Source organism: Pseudomonas sp. SAS7 (assembly GCF_052112345.1).
Classification (GTDB): Bacteria; Pseudomonadota; Gammaproteobacteria; order Pseudomonadales; family Pseudomonadaceae; genus Aquipseudomonas; species Aquipseudomonas putida_Q.
On sequence record NZ_JBEGGO010000001.1, the window covers coordinates 525,685 to 542,779 of the forward strand.

The 17,095-nt window shown below is 63.9% G+C and carries 16 protein-coding genes and 2 riboswitches; of the genes, 13 read left to right on the plus strand and 3 right to left on the minus strand.

Translation table 11 applies throughout. The features are described from left to right. The first annotated feature begins 37 nt into the window (after positions 1–37). The 3 genes from ABI582_RS02305 (at position 38) to ABI582_RS02315 (ending at position 4,041) form a co-directional block, all read left to right on the plus strand. Positions 38–544 carry a sigma-70 family RNA polymerase sigma factor gene (locus ABI582_RS02305; RefSeq protein ID WP_338746858.1) on the plus strand — a complete coding sequence of 169 codons (507 nt, stop codon included), beginning with the start codon at positions 38–40 and terminating at the stop codon, positions 542–544. Then, on the plus strand, positions 541–1,515 hold the full coding sequence (locus ABI582_RS02310) for a FecR family protein (protein WP_442118284.1): 975 nt from the start codon (positions 541–543) through the stop codon (positions 1,513–1,515). Before ABI582_RS02305 ends, ABI582_RS02310 begins: the two co-directional genes overlap by 4 nt. A gap of 93 nt (positions 1,516–1,608) precedes the next feature. Beyond that, complete coding sequence (locus ABI582_RS02315) at positions 1,609–4,041, plus strand: TonB-dependent siderophore receptor (protein WP_442118285.1); 2,433 nt, start codon at positions 1,609–1,611, stop codon at positions 4,039–4,041. A 7-nt stretch (positions 4,042–4,048) separates the two neighbouring features. Here the strand turns inward: ABI582_RS02315 and thpR are convergent, their stop codons facing one another. Then, positions 4,049–4,594, minus strand: a complete 546-nt coding sequence (gene thpR, locus ABI582_RS02320) for an RNA 2',3'-cyclic phosphodiesterase (protein WP_368975984.1) — start codon at positions 4,592–4,594, stop codon at positions 4,049–4,051. Between the two features lie 158 nt (positions 4,595–4,752). Between thpR and lpxO the strand changes: the two genes are divergently transcribed. The 3 genes from lpxO to ABI582_RS02335 all read left to right on the plus strand — a co-directional run bounded on the left by lpxO (position 4,753) and on the right by ABI582_RS02335 (position 6,899). Beyond that, entirely contained in the window at positions 4,753–5,652 is a 900-nt protein-coding gene (lpxO, locus tag ABI582_RS02325; protein WP_338746854.1) for a lipid A hydroxylase LpxO, read from the plus strand. Positions 5,653–5,906: 254 nt separating this feature from the next. After that, the gene (locus ABI582_RS02330; protein ID WP_013973174.1) at positions 5,907–6,251 is read left to right on the plus strand and encodes a carboxymuconolactone decarboxylase family protein; all 345 of its coding nucleotides are present in this window, start codon (positions 5,907–5,909) and stop codon (positions 6,249–6,251) included. 78 nt (positions 6,252–6,329) lie between these two features. After that, a complete protein-coding gene (locus tag ABI582_RS02335; RefSeq protein ID WP_132839651.1) occupies positions 6,330–6,899 on the plus strand; it encodes a GNAT family N-acetyltransferase in 570 nt (189 codons plus the stop codon). Between the two features lie 132 nt (positions 6,900–7,031). On the opposite strand, the gene ABI582_RS02340 is transcribed toward ABI582_RS02335, so the two are convergent. Then, a complete protein-coding gene (locus tag ABI582_RS02340; RefSeq protein ID WP_442118286.1) occupies positions 7,032–7,778 on the minus strand; it encodes an outer membrane beta-barrel protein in 747 nt (248 codons plus the stop codon). 160 nt (positions 7,779–7,938) lie between these two features. After that, a riboswitch (cobalamin riboswitch) is annotated at positions 7,939–8,146 on the plus strand. Between the two features lie 109 nt (positions 8,147–8,255). Between ABI582_RS02340 and ABI582_RS02345 the strand changes: the two genes are divergently transcribed. The 7 genes from ABI582_RS02345 (at position 8,256) to ABI582_RS02375 (ending at position 16,668) form a co-directional block, all read left to right on the plus strand. Beyond that, positions 8,256–10,382, plus strand: a complete 2,127-nt coding sequence (locus ABI582_RS02345; RefSeq protein ID WP_442118287.1) for a TonB-dependent receptor — start codon at positions 8,256–8,258, stop codon at positions 10,380–10,382. A 185-nt stretch (positions 10,383–10,567) separates the two neighbouring features. Beyond that, a complete protein-coding gene (locus ABI582_RS02350) occupies positions 10,568–11,734 on the plus strand; it encodes a DUF1624 domain-containing protein (protein ID WP_442118288.1) in 1,167 nt (388 codons plus the stop codon). Positions 11,735–11,762: 28 nt separating this feature from the next. Continuing rightward, a riboswitch (cobalamin riboswitch) is annotated at positions 11,763–11,960 on the plus strand. 110 nt (positions 11,961–12,070) lie between these two features. Continuing rightward, complete coding sequence (locus tag ABI582_RS02355; protein ID WP_442118289.1) at positions 12,071–13,081, plus strand: ABC transporter substrate-binding protein; 1,011 nt, start codon at positions 12,071–12,073, stop codon at positions 13,079–13,081. After that, the gene (locus ABI582_RS02360; RefSeq protein ID WP_442118290.1) at positions 13,081–14,097 is read left to right on the plus strand and encodes a FecCD family ABC transporter permease; all 1,017 of its coding nucleotides are present in this window, start codon (positions 13,081–13,083) and stop codon (positions 14,095–14,097) included. The genes ABI582_RS02355 and ABI582_RS02360 overlap by 1 nt, the downstream gene beginning before the upstream one ends. Then, a complete protein-coding gene (locus ABI582_RS02365; RefSeq protein ID WP_442118291.1) occupies positions 14,094–14,882 on the plus strand; it encodes an ABC transporter ATP-binding protein in 789 nt (262 codons plus the stop codon). The genes ABI582_RS02360 and ABI582_RS02365 overlap by 4 nt, the downstream gene beginning before the upstream one ends. Before the next feature lie 17 nt (positions 14,883–14,899). Beyond that, positions 14,900–15,334, plus strand: coding sequence for a pseudoazurin (locus ABI582_RS02370; protein WP_338746843.1), 435 nt, complete (start codon positions 14,900–14,902; stop codon positions 15,332–15,334). After that, positions 15,331–16,668, plus strand: a complete 1,338-nt coding sequence (locus ABI582_RS02375) for an OprD family porin (protein ID WP_442118292.1) — start codon at positions 15,331–15,333, stop codon at positions 16,666–16,668. The genes ABI582_RS02370 and ABI582_RS02375 overlap by 4 nt, the downstream gene beginning before the upstream one ends. A gap of 67 nt (positions 16,669–16,735) precedes the next feature. On the opposite strand, the gene ABI582_RS02380 is transcribed toward ABI582_RS02375, so the two are convergent. Further along, entirely contained in the window at positions 16,736–17,059 is a 324-nt protein-coding gene (locus tag ABI582_RS02380) for a hypothetical protein (protein ID WP_338746841.1), read from the minus strand. Positions 17,060–17,095: the final 36 nt, after the last annotated feature.

Here is a 17,095-nt window from a genome sequence, read left to right on the forward strand (position 1 = left end):
TTGAGAACGATTCACACTCACAACCGGAAGCCAGGCGTTGGACAGCACATCCACCCGTAAACTGGGATTCTTCTTCAGCGACCACCATCGCTGGTTGCTCCAGCACATCCACAAACGCCTGCGCAACCATGCCGACGCCGAGGACACTGCCGCCGAAACGTTCTGCCAGATGCTCGGCGCACGTGTCGACCCAGACAGCATCCAGCAGCCTCGCGCCTACCTCACCGTCATCGCCCGTCGGCTGATCTTCGACCGCCATCGCCGTCGCCAGCTCGAGCAGGCCTACCTGGAGCACCTGGCGCGGCTGCCGGAGGCCGTAGCACCATCGGCCGAGGAGCAACTGCTGCTGATCGAAGCCCTGGTGAGCATCGATCAGGCACTGGACGGCTTGCCGTCAGTCGTCAAAGCCACCTTCCTCTACAGCCAGCTCGACGGCATGCACTACGCCGACATCGCGGCAAAGCTGCAGATCAGCGAACGCTCTGTCAGCCGCTACATGAAACAGGCGCTGCGCCAATGTTACCTGTGCGAGGTGCAGGCATGAGCAGACCTGCCCTGGACCGGGTCAGCGAGCAGGCCATCGACTGGATGGTCGAGCTCAGGGCCGCTGCGCCCGACCCGGCGCTGCTGCAACGGGTCAGGCTGTGGCTGCAGCAAGACCCCGCTCACCAACAGGCCTGGAACCGCCTGGAGCAACGCCTTGGCCATCCGTTCGCCGCGTTGCTAGCCCTGGATCAGCGGGCCCCTGGCCAAGCAGCGGAGGCACGCCGATTGCTGATGCAGCCTACTCGCTCACGGCGTGACGTACTGGGCGCCATGGCCAGTCTGGGGCTGTTCGGCGCGGCGCTCTGGGGTGGATGGCGCAGCGACACTACCCAAGGCTGGCTGGCCGATTTGCACACGGGCCGTGGCGAGCGGCGCAGCTTCACCTTGGCAGACGGCAGCCGCCTGAGCCTGAACAGCGCCAGTGCGGTCGACGTGCAGTTCGATGCCGGGCAGCGGCTGCTGGTGCTGCGTCACGGCGAGTTGCTGATCCAGGTTGCGCGCGATCCGCTGCGGCCCTTGCGCGTGCGCACCGCGCAAGGGCAAGTGCAAGCGTTGGGGACGCGGTTTATGGTCAGCCAGGAGCAGGACGCCACACGGGTCGTGGTGCTGCAGCACAGCGTCCGCGCCAGTCTCGCCGATGGGCAGTGGGCGGAGCTGCAGCAAGGGCAGGCTGCCCTGCTACGCAACAACACCATCGAGCGGCTGACAGGCGAGCAACAGCAACGTGCTGCATGGCTGGAGGGCCGCCTGGAAGTCCTCGACGCGCCGCTGCATGGGGTGATCGACGCGCTGCGCCCGTACCAGCGTGGCTACATCCGGCTCGCCCCCGCGGCACGCGACCTGCGGGTGCAGGGCGTATTTCCTCTGGACCAGCCACAGCAGGCGTTCAAGGCGTTGGCCGAGGCCCTGCCAATCAGCGTGGAGCGCTATGGCCCGTGGCTGATGTTGATCGACCTGAAAACGGTTTGATAAAAATATTTATCAAAATCATTCGCAATCGTGGCAAGTTTTCTTTGCTCGTCCCACATACCTCCTGACAGCCACTTCATTCGGGAGTAATCCGTGTACAACCCCTTGCCCCGCGCCCTGCCCCTGGTCGCTGCCCTGGCCAGCTTCAACGTGCTTGCCCAGGCGCACACCCAGGTGTTCGACCTGCCACCCGCCAGCCTGGCACACACGCTCAACCGCATCGCCAGCCAGAGCGGCCACATCATTGCGCTGGAGCCAGCACTGGTGCGCGGCAAGCAGGCACCTGCCGTGGTCGGCCAGATGAGTGCCGAGCAGGCCATGCAAGCTGCGCTGGCCGGTAGCGGCTTGCAGTTGCGGGTTTCCGCCGAGGGCCATTTCAGTGTGGCGCCCGGCAACCTGGGCAGCGACGTCATGGAGCTGGGCAGCACCAGCATCACCGACAACTATGTGGACGCAACCAGCGAAGGCACCGGGTCGTATGCTGCCCGCGCGGTGACCCTGGGCAAAGGCACGCATACCCTCAAGGAGATTCCCCAGTCGGTCACCGTCATCACGCGCAAGCAACTGGATGACCAGGGCATCACCGACTTGCAGGACGCGCTCAACCACACCACGGGCATTGTCGGCGCGCAGGGCATTGGCCCTGGCGTGGTCGTGACCTCGCGTGGTTTTCAGATTGATGACTGGCAGTACGACGGCGTGCCGATTCCGCGAAACAACTATTCGCTGGGCAACTGGGCCACCCAGGACCTGGTGTTCTTCGACCGGGTGGAAGTGCTGCGCGGTGCTTCGGGCCTGTTGCAAGGCACCGGCAGCCCAGGTGGCGCAATCAACCTGGTGCGCAAGCGGGGCCAAACGGCGCCGACCGTTACGCTGACAGGCAAAGCTGGCTCCTGGGACCACTATGGCCTGCAGCTGGATGCCGGCGGCCCGCTAACGACCGACGGCCGTGTGCGCGGGCGGCTTGTCGCTGACGAAGACCAAAGCGACAGCTTCATCGACTATGTCTGGAGCAAAAGCCATTCGTTGTATGGCGCCTTGGACATCGACCTGAACGACGCGACCACGGTGGGCGGCGGTATCAGCTACAACCGCCAGCAGTCCCGGCCGATGCTGCGCGGCCTCCCACGCTACGCCAGTGGCAAACCGGTCGACCTGCCGCGTTCGACTTACACCGGCGCCCGCTGGAGCCGCGCAGAAACCGACGTCACCACGTACTACCTGGACCTTGAACACCGCTTCAACGATGACTGGACCTTCAAGGCCGCAGCCGTGCGCATGGATGAAACCAACACATCCACCCACCAGCGCGTGCAGAGCACCCGCCAGGGTGTTGCGCCTGACGGCAGCGGCATCACCTACGCCGACTGGCTCACCGATTTTCACTCGACCAAGCTGGGCCTGGACATGAACGTGGTGGGCCACTTCGATACCGGCCCACTGGCCCATGAAATCACCGTGGGCGGCAACTACTCGAAGCTGACCTCGGATGACGCCTACTGGCGCAATTTCGATGCCGGCGGCAACATCTTCGACATCGACCATGACCGCCCGGAACCCAGCCGCGACAGCGTCTTCGACGGCGAACTGGCACGTGCCAACAGGGCCAGCTACGACATCCGCCAGAAAGGCCTGTACGGCGCCTGGCGCGTCAAACCCACCCAGGACCTGACGTTGGTCCTTGGCTCGCGCGTTAGCTGGTTCGACTACAGCTGGGACTCGATCGACTTCGACAGCCTGACCGACCCCGGTACCCGCTACCCGACCAGCCGCATGACCGAAACGGGCCAAGTCACCCCTTATGCCGGCTTTATCTACGACTTGACCCGCGAATGGGCCTGGTACGCCAGCTACACCGACGTGTTCGTACCGCAAACCGAACGCGCCGTGGGCAATGCGCCACTCAAACCGGTGATCGGCAGCAACTACGAAACGGGCTTGAAGGGCGAACTGCTCGACGGCCGGGTCAATGCCTCGATCGCATTGTTCCGCTACGACCAGGAAAACCGCGCAGTCACCGACGTAGCCTCGGGCTTCGCTTGCGATGACTGGTACTGCTCCACCGCAGCGGGCAAGGTGCGCAGCCAAGGCGTTGAAGCCGAAATCAGCGGCGAAGTGCTGAGTGGCCTGCAACTGTTCGCAGGCTACACCTACAACACCACCAAGTTCCTCGATGACCCTGACGACAAAGGCCGCACCTTCAGCCAGTGGACACCCAAGCACATGCTGCGTGCATGGGCCGATTACACCCTGCCACTGGACGGCCAGCGCTGGAGCACCGGCCTGGGCTTTACCACCCAGAGCCACACCCTCGGCTACGAGCGTACCTACACCGTGCCTGGCTATACCGTGTGGAGCGCACGCCTGGCCTACCAGCTAACCTCCGAAGTGAACCTTGCCGTCAACGCCAACAACCTGTTCGACAAGAAGTACTGGGTTGCAGGCTTCAACCAGCTCAATGGCAGCAACAACTATGGCGAGCCACGCAACTTCATGCTGACGGTGAAATACACCCCGCAACTCTGACCCCGGGTCAGTCTGCCAGCGGCCACTGCGCCAAGGGCCGGTAAGCGCCCTTGCGCGACTCGTAGAGCGTGAAATGGCGAGCCGCGAGGTAGAACTCCGGCGCGCTGCTGGCCTCAGGTGGTTGCCCGCGGTAATCCCTGGACAGGGTCAAGTGGGGCCGATACTCACGGTTGGCCGCCTCCACCCCCAACGGCAGCAGTGCCTGTTGCAAGCCGTACACCAGTTGCAACAGGGCTGGCGGTGTCTGCTGTGGCTCCAGCACCAGCGCGCCGGCCCGCTGCCACACCTGCAAGCGGTCAAGCAAAAGCCGCGGTGCCATGGCCGGCAGCGCCAGTTGATCGACTGCCGCACAGATCGCAGGCACCTGGGCGGTATCTACATCGCCGAGGAACAACAGCGTGACGTGGAAGTTGGCCGCCGGCACCGGTTTGCCGCTGCGCAGGCCCAGCCCACGCCGCCACTGGGCCAAGGCCCGGCGCTGGGCATCGCTGACCGGCAAGGCGAAAAACAGCCGTTTGAACGGGCTACCGCTGGGGCGTATATCCTGAACCATACCAACTCCATGACGTGAAACGTTTGCGCAAGACTGTAGGGCATTACACCAATGTCGCCCCGGTGTTTCGTAACAATAAGTACAAACTGCGACCATGATTGTTTATGCTGGCGAGCTTATGCCATGGCGCATGGCCATTTTTCGACAAGTAAACGTCCATGAAAATTGCACTCGTACTTATCTTCGCCCTCTCGATTGCCTACGTGCACCTGCGCGGTCGGGTTCGCCACAAGCTGACCCGCCAGCTGGGCGACCATTCCAGCTTCCTGGCGCCGGTCAACAGTTTCCTGTACCTGTTTTCCAAGCTCCCGGCCAAGCCTTACTTGCCGGTCGAGGCCTTCCCCGAACTGAAGCCGCTGCAGGACCACTGGCAGGAAATCCGCGAGGAAGGCCGCCAGTTGCTGCACGTGGGCGAAATCAAGAAGTCCGACAATTACGATGACGTCGGTTTCAACTCGTTCTTCAAGACCGGCTGGAAGCGCTTCTACCTGAAGTGGTACGGCGAAAGCCACCCTTCGGCGATGGCCCTGTGCCCGCGCACCACTGAGCTGCTGCAAAGCATCGGCACGGTCAAGGCCGCCATGTTCGCCACCCTGCCACCGGGCGCCAAGCTGGTGCGCCACCGTGACCCGTATGCCGGTTCGTACCGCTATCACTTGGGCCTGGACACGCCCAACGACGACGGTTGCTACATCGACGTGGACGGCGAGAAGTATTCCTGGCGCGATGGCGAGGGTGTGGTCTTCGACGAGACCTACATCCACTATGCGGCGAACACCACCGAGCACAACCGCATCATCCTGTTCTGCGACGTAGAGCGCCCGCTCAAGTACCGCTGGGCGACTGCGTTCAACCGCTGGTTCAGCCGCAACGTCATGGCCGCCGCCGCCGCGCCTAACGGTGACGGCGACAAGACCGGCGGTATCAACCGCTTGTTCACCCGCATCTACAAGATCCGTGAACGCGGCAAGGCGCTGAAAAAGCGCAACCGCATGCGCTATTACCTGGAAAAGTGGGCAGTGGTTGCGGCGCTGGTGCTGGTGTTCATCTACATCTGAATGCTCAGCGTGCTCCGTCTGTAGGAGCAGCCTTGTGCTGCGAAGAGGCCATCGCAGCTGAAGAAAATCTTTAGCCTTACTGGCCTCTTCGCAGCGCAAGGCTGCTCCTACAAGGTGCTGCGGCAGCCTGAGTGATGGTGCAAGACAGTTGCCCTCACAAGTACTGCTGCACACCCACCAAAGTACAAGCCTCGCTCTTGTCACTCTTCGACTAGCCTGAAAGCTCCACTCGCAACCACCACAAGGTGAAGACGATGAGCATGATGGACTGGGACGCCTACCGTAAGCAGTTGATGGCCGGCATCGGCGATCTCAAGCAACTCTCCCCCGACACCGTGGCCGGTTACATGACCGCCAGCGGTGCGGGAGCCAAGACCAACCACCTCGACGCCAAGACGCGTGAGTTGATCTCACTGGCCGTGGCCGTGACCACCCGTTGCGACGGCTGCATCGCCGTGCATTCGCAGCAGGCGGTCAAGCACGGTGCCAGCCGCGAGGAAATTGCCGAAGCCCTCGGCGTGGCCGTGGCGATGAACGCCGGTGCTGCGCTGGTGTACTCGGCGCGGGCCATGGATGCGGTGGGCAAGGCCAACGGCTAGGCACAAACGGCGTCGTCGCCCTTGCGCGACGGCGCCGCGCCCCACAGACTTGGCGGCCCAGCCCTTGCAGGAACCCGCATGATCCACATTCGCCCCATGACAGCCGAAGACTTCGAGCGCTTCTGGCCCACCTTCCAGGCCATCGTCCAGGCCTGTGAAACCTACGCATTCGACCCAGCCCTGAGCTTCGATCAGGCACGCCAGCTGTGGCTGGAGCTGCCATTGCACACGCTGCTGGCCGAAGAGGATGGCGAGCTGCTGGGCTCTTACTATCTGAAGGCCAATGCCGCCGGGCCTGGCGCGCACGTGGGCAATTGCGGCTATATGGTGTGCGAGCAGGCGCGTGGCCGAGGCGTGGCGCGCCTGATGTGCGAGCACTCGCAGAAGCTGGCACGCCAGGAGGGCTTTCTGGCCTTGCAGTTCAACTCGGTAGTGGCCAGCAATGAAGTCGCGGTGGCACTGTGGCACAAGCTGGGCTTCGAAACGGTCGGGCGCTTGCCCAAGGCTTATCGCCATGCCCGCCTGGGGCTGGTGGACTGCCTGGTGATGTACAAGTGGCTGGCGGATGAGCCGGTGGTGGAGAAGCCACCCCTGCTGATCGGGCGCAAGAATATCGAGGCACGGGTGTCTCGGCGGCGCGGGCGCTGACCTTCTCTCGCAGGCTAGTCCTCTTCGCGGGTGAACCCGCTCCCACAAGTACTGCGCAGCACCTAAAGGCTGTGCGGTCCCTGTGGGAGCGGGTTCACCCGCGAAGAGGCCGGGCCTGCTAAACGCTCAGTTTCAGAACGCCAAGCCCACCTTCACCCCAAACTCGTCACGCTTGAGCTTGGTGTTATCTGCTGCTGGCGAATCTTCATCCAGCTTGTATTCGGTGCGGGTGTAGTAAACCCCCGCCTGCACCGGCATACCGCCCTGCTGGTTCATCAGCAACGTCACTTCGGCATACGGGTTGGTGCGGTCTTTCAGGTCGACTGTGTCGCTACCAAAGTCGTCAACCTTCAGCCGCGCGCGGCCGTCCAGGGTGTGGCGTGCGCCCACCTCCACCCGCAGGGTCGAGGCGTCGAACTGGTGGTTGTAGCCCAATGCCGCCTTGGCAAAGGGCGATTTCACGGTGAGCTTGGTATCGAGGTCGTTGATTTCCGGCTCGAAGCGCGACCAGCTGTAGCCGCCGCCCACGGTCACGTCGACAAAGTTGCGAGCGTCCAGCGCCGCACGCCAGCCAAGGTCAAGGTCGGCCTGGGCCTCCTTGAGCTTGTTGTCGTTCTTCTTGCCGAATTTGGCTTCGGCGCCGAGCTGGTAGATGAAACCGGATTCGGCTGTCAGCTTGTTGCCGAAGGTAGCGAACACACCGCCTTGGCCCAAGTGTTCCTTGTCGCTTTCACTGCCACCTTCGAACTTGAACTTGTCGTAGGCCCCCTGCAGACCGATGGTGAACAGTGGGTCGGTGCTGGGCGCGGCGGTGGCGGCCAGCGGCGCGGCGATCAGGGCGAGCAGGCAGGTGTGGCGCAACAGTTGACGAGCAGACATGCGGGAAGTCTCCATGACTTGATAACGAAAGGCGAACGTGCGGTTCGAGACAAACGCCGCGAAAAAAGTTCGAAATAAAATCAGTAAAAGCGCGCAACCTTGTGTTTTATCGCGGTATTCATGGGGCGCCAACATTTGACGCCACAGCGTTTCAGTGGTCAGATGCGCGCCAGTTTCAGGTGCCCTTCGCCGCCGCGCGCAGGGTGAAACGGGAAGCCGGTGCGTCGTGGTACCCACGACAAGTCCGGCGCTGCCCCCGCAACGGTAAGCGAGCGACCCCTTCGAGATACCACTGTGCACATGCATGGGAAGGTGAAGGTGTCATGCCCCTCGCAAGCCCGGAGACCGGCCTGGAGCTTCACTTGGCAACCCGCGGTGGGCGGGCGCAGGCCGGAATCCGTGCGCGCGCCTGCCTGCATGGTTCGCCTTTGCGTGTTTTCCACCGGGATCCATTCATTCCTGCAGCAGTGGAACGACATGTCCCGTATGTTCAAGCTTCACCCCCTGGCGGCCTGCCTGGCCGTCGCCCTGCCGGCCCTGGCCGATGACCGTGACCCGCAACCCCTGGCCTTGCCCTCCACGGCCATCACCGACACCCTCGACAGCCGCGCCATCGACCTGGCCACGCCAACCCAGGCAGGCTCGCGCCTTGGCCTCAGCGCCCTGGAAACACCGGCCAGCACCAGCAGCATCAGCGCCGAGCAGATCCAGCAGCGCAACAACCTCACCGTGCAGGATGCGGTAACGCGGTCGCCGGGCATCACCTTCGTCGGCTCCCCGGGCGACGGCGGCACCGGCCTGTCCGCCCGCGGCTTTGCCGGCCACAGCTCGGTGATGACCCTGTTCGACGGCGCCCGCCTGTACACCGGTGCCGGCACCCAGACGTTCCCTGTCGACCCGTGGATGGTCGAACGCATCGATGTGATTCGCGGCCCGGCTTCGGTACTGCATGGCGAAGGCGCCACCGGCGCGGTGATCAACGTAATCCCGAAAAAACCGTTTGCCGGTGAGGTGCGCAACCACCTGCGCCTGGGCTACGGCTCGTGGGACCGCCAGCAACTGGGCCTGGACAGCGGCGGCGGCCTCAGCGAGCGCCTGAGCTATCGCCTCACCCTCAACCAGCAGGCCGGCAACGGCTGGGTCGACCGCACCACTTCGCGCAGCCTGGCCCTGAGTGCCGCGCTGCGTTTCGATGCCAGTGACGACCTCAGCTTCACCCTTGCCCACGACCGTGGCGATGCAGAGCCTGCCAACTACTACGGCACCCCGCTGATCGATGGGCACTACCGCAGCAGCCTGCGCAAGAAAAACTACAACGTGGAGAACGACGTGCAGCACTACGTCGATGAGTGGACCCGGCTGACCAGCGACTGGACGTTGAACGACCACGTCAGCGCCAGCAACCAGCTGTACTACATCAAGAGCCGCCGCCACTGGCGCAACGCCGAAGACTACAGCTGGGACGCCCAGCGCCAGCAATTGCAGCGCGGCAGCTACCTGGAGATCAAGCACAACCAGGAACAGTTCGGTGACCGCCAGACCTTCACCTTTGACCACAGCGTGTTTGGCCTGGCCAGCAAGACCGTGGTCGGCGCGGAATACAACAAGGTCCGCTTCAACGTCGACAGCAACGCGCCCTACAACGATGTGGGCGGCGACTACATCGACCCGTGGCAACCACAACCGGGCTGGTTCCACAGCGCCTCGCCGCTGCGCCCGCAGACCTTGTCCAGCACCCACACCTTTGCCCTGTTCGCCGAAAACCGCCTGCAGCTAAGCGACCGGCTGTCGCTGGTCACCGGCGTGCGCCGCGACCAGAACCACATCGACCGCACCAACCTGACCAACGACAGCCGCAGCGACCGCAGCCTGCGAGGTGGCAACTGGCGCGCCGGGTTGGTGTTCGCGGTCACCGACGACCTGTCACTGTATGGCCAGTACTCCACCAGCCAGGAGGGGGTCAACAACCTCATCAGCCTCAGCCCCACCCAGATGCACTATGACCTGACCGAGGCGAAGCAGACCGAGGTAGGCCTCAAGCAGCGGTTCTGGGACGGCCGCGGCGAATGGACGCTTGCCGCCTACCACATCGTCAAGAAGAAACTGCTGGTGGACGACCCGATCACCCACGAGAAGCAACAAGCTGGGCAGCAGACGTCCGATGGCCTTGAGGCCACCCTGGAACTGGCCCTGGCGCATCAGTGGCAGGTGTCGGCCAACGCGTCGCTGGTGCGCGCGAGGTATGACGATTTCGACGAGATGGTCGGCGGCGTGGCGCAGGACCGTGCTGGCAACCGGCCGGCCAACGTGCCACGGCGTACCGCCAACCTGTGGTTGAGCAAAGGCTTCGGCCAGCAGGTAGAGGCCGGCATTGGTGCGCGCTACGTAGATGAGCGTTATGCCGATACCGCCAATACCCAGAGCGCCCCCGGGTACACCGTGGTCGATGCCAACATCGCCTGGCAGGTGCTGCCGGATGTGAAGTTGGGCTTGCAGTTGAACAACCTGTTTGATCGTGAATATGTGCAGTCGGCGTTCAGTGGGCAGCAGTGGTTGATGGGGATGCCGCGGTCGTACTTTGCGACGGTGGATTACACCTTCTGACCTGAGTTGCCTGTAACGGCCTCTTCGCAGCACAAGGCTGCTCCTACCGGTCGGTGGTGACTTGTAGGAGCAGCCTTGCGCTGCGAAGAGGCCGGCACAAGCAACACAAAAAACTCTACCAACCTCTAATAAATTAGTTATAAGATAACATTTCACATGACATTCATTCCTATCAGCGACCCTCCATGACAAGCGCCAGCGCCACGCCCTCCTTGATCACCCAGCGCCTGCAGAGCATCGACGCCCTGCGCGGCCTGGTGATTCTGTTCATGCTTCTGGACCACGTCCGCGAAACGTTCTTCCTGCACCGCCAGGTCAGCGACCCGATGACCATCGACGCCACAGAGCCTTCGCTGTTCTTCAGCCGCACCCTGGCCCACCTATGTGCGCCAGTGTTCGTCCTGCTGACCGGCCTGTCGGCCTGGCTGTATGGCGAAAAACACCAGGGCCGTGGCGATGTCTCGGCGTTTCTGTTCAAGCGCGGGCTGTTCCTGGTGGTGCTGGAATTCACCCTGGTCAACTTCGCCTGGACCTTCCAGCTGCCCCCCAGCGTGATTTACCTGCAAGTCATCTGGGCCATCGGCGTCAGCATGATCGCCCTGTCACTGCTGGTATGGCTGCCACGTGCCGCCCTGCTCGCCCTGGGCGCAGTCATTGTCGCCGGCCACAACCTGCTCGACGGCCTGCACTTTGGCGTGGAGTCTGCCCTGCACGTGCCATGGGCCATCCTGCACGACCGTGGCTGGCTTGAGTTCTCCGAAAACCTGCGCCTGCGCACGTCTTACCCGGTGCTGCCATGGATCGGCGTCATCGCCCTGGGTTATGGGCTGGGCCCCTGGTTCGCCCGTGGCAGCCTGGCCGGCCAACGCCAGCAGCGCCTGCTGCTGGCTGGGCTGATCGCATTGCTGGGCTTTGTCGTGTTGCGCCTGGTCAACGGCTATGGCGAGGCGCCGTGGAGCGGTTACCCGTCCCTCACCCAAACCGTGATGAGCTTCTTCAACATCACCAAATACCCACCGTCACTGCTGTTCCTGGCCCTGACCCTGGGCTGCGGCCTGCTGTTGCTGCGCGCCTTCGAGCGCGCCGGCCAGGCCCGGTGGATCAGCGCGCTGGCAGTGTTTGGCGCAGCCCCGATGTTCTTCTACCTGTTGCACCTGTACGTGCTGAAGCTGCTCTATCTGGCCTGCGTGGCGCTGTTCGGCCTCAACCATGGCGACTATTTCGGCTTCGACGGCATCGCGGCGGTGTGGCTGGGTGCAGCGGCGCTGGCGGTTTCGCTGTACCTGCCGGTGCGCGGGTTCGCCCGCCTGAAAGCGCGCCGCCGCGACATCACCTGGCTGAAGTACTTCTGAAAAGCGTTTTCACCCGGCGGCGCGATGGTCTACCATGCGGGCCGCCGGTTTCCACCACGGAATTAATAGGGAATCCCAGGCCCGTCAATACGGGCCAAACGGAACTGCCCCCGCAACTGTAGGTGCCGAGCCTGCTCCATCGATGCCACTGGGCCACGCGCCCGGGAAGGCCGGAGCCGGGCGATGACGCACCAGTCAGGAGACCTGCCGGCCTACATTTACCAACCGGCGGGGTGTCCGGGATTGGCCATCAGTGTTGCCCCTGCCATCGGCGGGGCTCGGCGATGCCTGTCCGTGCGTTCCTCACCCGAACTGTCCGATAGGAGATCGCCCAGCATGCTGCCCCGTTTCGCCACCCTGCTCGCCGGCCTTGGCCTTACTGGCCTGGCCCAGGCCGCTGCCACCCACTACCCGCTCACGGTCGAGAACTGCGGCAAACCGCAAACCTTCGCCCAGGCGCCGCAGCGCGCCGTCACCATCGGCCAGGCCGGCACCGAGATGCTCTACGCACTCGGGCTGGGCGACAAGCTGGCGGGCACCTCGCTGTGGTTCAACAACGTGCTGCCCGAGTACCAGGCGCAGAACGACAAGGTGCCGCGCCTGGCCGACAATGACCCCAGCTTCGAGGCCGTGGTCGGCAAGCGCCCGCAACTGGTGACCGTGCAGTTCGAATGGATGGTCGGCGCCCAGGGTGTGGTCGGCACCCGCGAGCAGTTCGATGAACTGAAGATCCCCACCTACCTGCTGCCGTCGGACTGCGAAGGCAAGGACAACCTGGTCGGCGCCGACGGCACCCGCCTGCAGGCGTTTCAGGTCAGCAGCATCTACAAGAGCGTCAGCCAGCTGGCCGAGATCTTTGATGTGCAGGACCGCGGCACTGCGTTGAACGCCGAGCTGAAAGGCCGCCTGGACAGCGCCAAGGCACAACTGGCCGGCAAGGACCTGTCCGCCACCTCGGCACTGTTCTGGTTCTCCAGCGCCGACCTCGACATCGACCCTTACGTGGCGGGCCGTCAAGGGGTCGCTGACTTCATGCTGCGCACATTGGGCGTGCGCAATGTGGTCGAGTCCACCGAGGAGTGGCCTACCGTAGGCTGGGAAACCCTGGCCAAGGCCAACCCCACCTGGCTGATCATCGCCCGCATGGACCGCCGCCGTTTCCCCGCCGACGACTACCAGAAAAAACTGGAATTCCTGCGCAACGACCCGGTAACCCGCAACATGGACGCGGTGAAGCACAACCGCATCATCGTCCTCGACGCCGACGCCATGCAGGCCGGCATCCGCCTGTTCCGTGGCCTGCAAACCCTGTCGGCAGCCTTCGCCAGCGGTAAAGCGGCCCAGTGATGATTCGCCTGTTACCCTGCATCGCAATCGCCTTGGCGGCACTGTTGGCCGCCTTGCTGGCTGGCACTGCCATCGGTGAGACCAACCTGTCACCCAGCGTGGTCGGCCAGGTGCTGGCCAACCACCTGTGGCAGGCCGGCTACCCGGTTGACCCGATCGACGCCGGTATCGTCTGGAACTACCGCCTGACCCGCACCCTGGTCGCGGCAGCCTGCGGTGCCGGCCTGGCCACCTGCGGTGTGGTGCTCCAGGCGCTGCTGCGCAACCCGCTGGCCGAGCCGTACCTGCTGGGCTTGTCGGCCGGCGCCTCGACCGGTGCAGTGCTGGTCGGCCTGCTGGGCCTCGGTAGCCTGGCGCTGAGCATGTCCGGGGGCGCTTTCATCGGGGCGTTGGCAGCGTTCGCCCTGGTGCTGCTCCTGGCCCGCGCGGCCGGCCCAGGCAGCAGCAACGCGCAGGTAATCCTCGCCGGCATCGCCGGCTCGCAACTGTTCACCGCCCTCACCGCCTTTCTCATCACCAAGTCGGCCACCGCCGAGCAGGCACGGGGCATCCTGTTCTGGCTGCTGGGCAATCTCAGCGGCGTGCGTTGGCCTTCCGTGTGGCTGGCTGTGCCGGTGGCGCTGTTCGGCCTGGTGGTGTGCCTGTTGCACCGCCGCGCGCTGGACGCCTTCACCTTCGGCGCCGATTCGGCTGCATCGCTGGGCATCCCGGTGCGGCGCACCCAGTTACTGCTGATCAGCTGCACGGCACTGGTCACGGCGGTGATGGTGTCCATCGTCGGTGCCATCGGCTTTGTCGGGCTGGTAATCCCGCATGCCCTGCGCCTGCTGCTCGGCCCCGGGCACAGCCGCCTGTTGCCCGCCAGCGCACTGGGCGGCGCACTGTTCCTGATTGCCGCCGACGTACTTTCGCGCACCTTGATTACAGGCCAGGTGATTCCCGTGGGCGTGGTTACCGCACTGATCGGTGCACCCGTGTTCGCGCTGATTCTGGTCAGCCGCCGAGGGCACTCATGACGGTCATGACCGCTGTACAGCTTGCGCCACTGAGCTGCCAGGGCCTGGGGCTGCAACTGGCCGGCAATACCGTGCTGCGCGATATCGACCTGCACGTTGTGGCAGGTGAAACCCTGGGCATTGTCGGCCCCAACGGCTCCGGCAAATCCTCACTGCTCAAGCTGCTGGCCGGGCTGCGCAAGCCGGCCAGCGGCAGCGTGCAACTGCTGGGCGAACCGCTGGCACAGCTGCCCCGCCGCCGTGTTGCACAGGCCCTGGCGCTGGTTGAGCAACAGGCCGACACCCTCGATGCAATCAGTGTGTTCGAAGCCGTTGCCCTGGGGCGTACACCGTGGCTGTCGGCACTGGCACCGTTCTCTGGGGAGGACCGTGCCATCGTCGAGCAGGCCCTGGCTGACTTCGACGCCCTGCACCTGCGCACACGCCTGTGGGGTTCGCTGTCGGGTGGCGAGCGCCAGCGCGTGCACATCGCCCGCGCCTTGGCACAACGGCCACAGGTACTGTTGCTGGACGAGCCGACCAACCACCTGGACATTCAGCACCAGCTAAGCCTGCTGCAGCAGGTTCAAGCCCTGCCGGTGACCACGCTGGTGGCCCTGCACGACCTCAACCAGGCACTCACCTGCGACCGCGTCGCGGTGCTCGACAACGGCCGCCTGGTCGCCCTTGGCAAACCGTTCGACGTTCTAACGCCCGAGCGCCTGCTGTGCACCTTCGGCGTGCATGCACGTTACCTCACCGACCCCTTCGACGGCGCGCGCATCCTGCGTTTCCGCGCCCCCTGAACCAGGAAGTTCTACTGATGCTGTTGCGCCCTGTCGCCCTGCTGCTTGCCAGCGCCCTGCTTGCCCCCGCCGCACTGGCCGAGGTGCATGAAGTGAAAATGCTCAACCGCGGCAGCGAGGGCGCCATGGTGTACGAGCCGGATCACCTGCGCATTGCCCCCGGCGACACCGTGCGCTTTCTCCCCACCCAGAGCGGGCACAATGCGGCCAGCGTGCCCGGCCTGCTGCCCACCGGGGCCGAACCCTTCAAAAGCAAACTGAACCAGCCGTTCGAGCAAACCTTCAGCGTGCCGGGCGTATACGGCATCCAGTGCATTCCGCACCTGGCGATGGGCATGGTGATGGTGATCCAGGTGGGTGATGCGCCGGCTGCCGAGTTGCCAGCCAGCTTGCCTGCACGGGCGCAAGCCCGCTTCGCGGCCCAGTTGCAGAAGCTCGAGGCCGCGCGATGAACCGGCTGTTGTTGGCGCTGCCGTTGCTGGGGTTGTCGCCCTTTGCCCTGGCCGACTCCGCGCAGTCGCAAAGTAACGGTTTTATCGAAGACAGCAGCTGGAACATCCTCAACCGCAGCGTGTTCGACCAACGCGACTACAAGCACGGTGGGCGCAACAGTGCCGCGCGCAATGCCTATAAACCGCGTAGCGAACGCAATGGCAAGGCTGAGGAATGGGCCTACGGTTTGATGGGGACATTTCAGTCCGGCTTCACCCAGGGCCTGATCGGCGTTGGTGTCGATGCCCATGCCTATCTGGGCGTACAACTCGACAGTGGCGGCGGGCGTGCAGGCAAAGCGCGCCTGCTGGGGGTGGATAACAATGGGCACCCGAAAAACGAATACAGCCGCGCGGGCGCAGCGCTGAAGCTGCGGATGTCCAATACCGTGCTCTCCTATGGTGAGCAAAGGGTCAAAACCCCGGTATTCAGCTCTTCCGACAGCCGCCTGCTGCCCGAGACCGCCACAGGGTTCTTCCTCACCAGCAGCGAATTCGACACGCTCAAGCTGCTGGCAGGGCACTTCAACGAAAGCACCGACCGCAATGCCTCCAGCCACGACCAGGGCTTCGTGGTGAACTACTCCAACGGCAAGCAGGGCAACAGTTTCGACCTGGCAGGCGTGGTCTGGAACCCCGGCGCAGCCTTCAGCGGCAGCCTGTACACCTCGCGCTACGAAGACAGCTGGAACCAACACTACCTGGGCAGCACCCTCAGCCACGCGCTGGATGACCGACGCAGCATCAGCCTGGACCTGAACCTGTACCGCACCACAGACACTGGCAAGGCGCTGTCCGGGCGCATCGACAACACCACCTGGAGCCTGGTCTCGCGCTACAACCAGGGGCCGCACGGTTTCAGCCTTGGCTGGCAGCAGGTAGACGGCAACACCCCCTTCGACTACGTGACGCGAGGGGCAATCTTCATTGCCAACGCCGTGCAGATGTCGGACTTCAACGCCCCGAACGAGAAGTCCTGGCAGGCACGCTATGACCTGAACATGGGCGCCTATGGGGTGCCGGGGTTGAACCTGACGGCGTTGTATGTGCGGGGGTTCGATATCGACGGCACGCATGTCGACCCCAATGGCGGGTATGCGTACCTGGGTTATGGCAAGGGTGGCAAGCATTGGGAACGCGACCTCGAGGCGAGGTACGTGGTGCAGAGTGGCAAGGCCAAGGGGACGACGTTCTCGGTGCGGCATAACGTGCACCGGGGTAATACGGCGCAGGCTGAGCTGGACGGGGATCAGATCCGGTTGGCGGTGGAGTGGCCGTTGTCTGGGGGGTTCTGATAGACCGAGTTGCCTGGATTGGGGCTGCTGTGCAGCCCATCGCGACGCAAAGGGGCCCCAAATTCCATCAGGCAACAGAACTACCCGTAGGCAGCAACGCCCACTGCGCCCGCTCCTGCTCACTCATCGCTGCCAGCACCTCGGCAAACGTGTGCTCCAGCTCCGAACTGACATTGCCAAACACCTGGTAACGGGTCAGCAAGTAGCGCTTCACTGTCCTGGGCCAGCGCCACTCCTTGTGCGCCGCGTTGATAATGCCCTGGGCATCGTGACGTGATGCCCCCCGCCACAAGCTCATCAACCTGTTCTCGAAATCACTGAAGCTCCACAGGTCAGTGCGGTCTTCGAATTCGTCCAGCAGCTTGAGTTTGTACAGGGCCAAGTAAGGCATCGTGAGTCTCCCTCTGGTGCAGTGAATAAGCCGTGC

Coding starts and splice junctions, on each gene's coding strand:
- ABI582_RS02310 (WP_442118284.1), top strand. CDS start 541: ATGAGCAGACCTGCCCTGGACCGGGTCAGCGAGCAGGCCATCGACTGG.
- thpR (WP_368975984.1), bottom strand. CDS start 4,594: ATGGTTCAGGATATACGCCCCAGCGGTAGCCCGTTCAAACGGCTGTTT.
- lpxO (WP_338746854.1), top strand. CDS start 4,753: ATGAAAATTGCACTCGTACTTATCTTCGCCCTCTCGATTGCCTACGTG.
- ABI582_RS02330 (WP_013973174.1), top strand. CDS start 5,907: ATGAGCATGATGGACTGGGACGCCTACCGTAAGCAGTTGATGGCCGGC.
- ABI582_RS02335 (WP_132839651.1), top strand. CDS start 6,330: ATGATCCACATTCGCCCCATGACAGCCGAAGACTTCGAGCGCTTCTGG.
- ABI582_RS02340 (WP_442118286.1), bottom strand. CDS start 7,778: ATGTCTGCTCGTCAACTGTTGCGCCACACCTGCCTGCTCGCCCTGATC.
- ABI582_RS02345 (WP_442118287.1), top strand. CDS start 8,256: ATGTCCCGTATGTTCAAGCTTCACCCCCTGGCGGCCTGCCTGGCCGTC.
- ABI582_RS02350 (WP_442118288.1), top strand. CDS start 10,568: ATGACAAGCGCCAGCGCCACGCCCTCCTTGATCACCCAGCGCCTGCAG.
- ABI582_RS02355 (WP_442118289.1), top strand. CDS start 12,071: ATGCTGCCCCGTTTCGCCACCCTGCTCGCCGGCCTTGGCCTTACTGGC.
- ABI582_RS02360 (WP_442118290.1), top strand. CDS start 13,081: ATGATTCGCCTGTTACCCTGCATCGCAATCGCCTTGGCGGCACTGTTG.
- ABI582_RS02365 (WP_442118291.1), top strand. CDS start 14,094: ATGACGGTCATGACCGCTGTACAGCTTGCGCCACTGAGCTGCCAGGGC.
- ABI582_RS02370 (WP_338746843.1), top strand. CDS start 14,900: ATGCTGTTGCGCCCTGTCGCCCTGCTGCTTGCCAGCGCCCTGCTTGCC.
- ABI582_RS02375 (WP_442118292.1), top strand. CDS start 15,331: ATGAACCGGCTGTTGTTGGCGCTGCCGTTGCTGGGGTTGTCGCCCTTT.
- ABI582_RS02380 (WP_338746841.1), bottom strand. CDS start 17,059: ATGCCTTACTTGGCCCTGTACAAACTCAAGCTGCTGGACGAATTCGAA.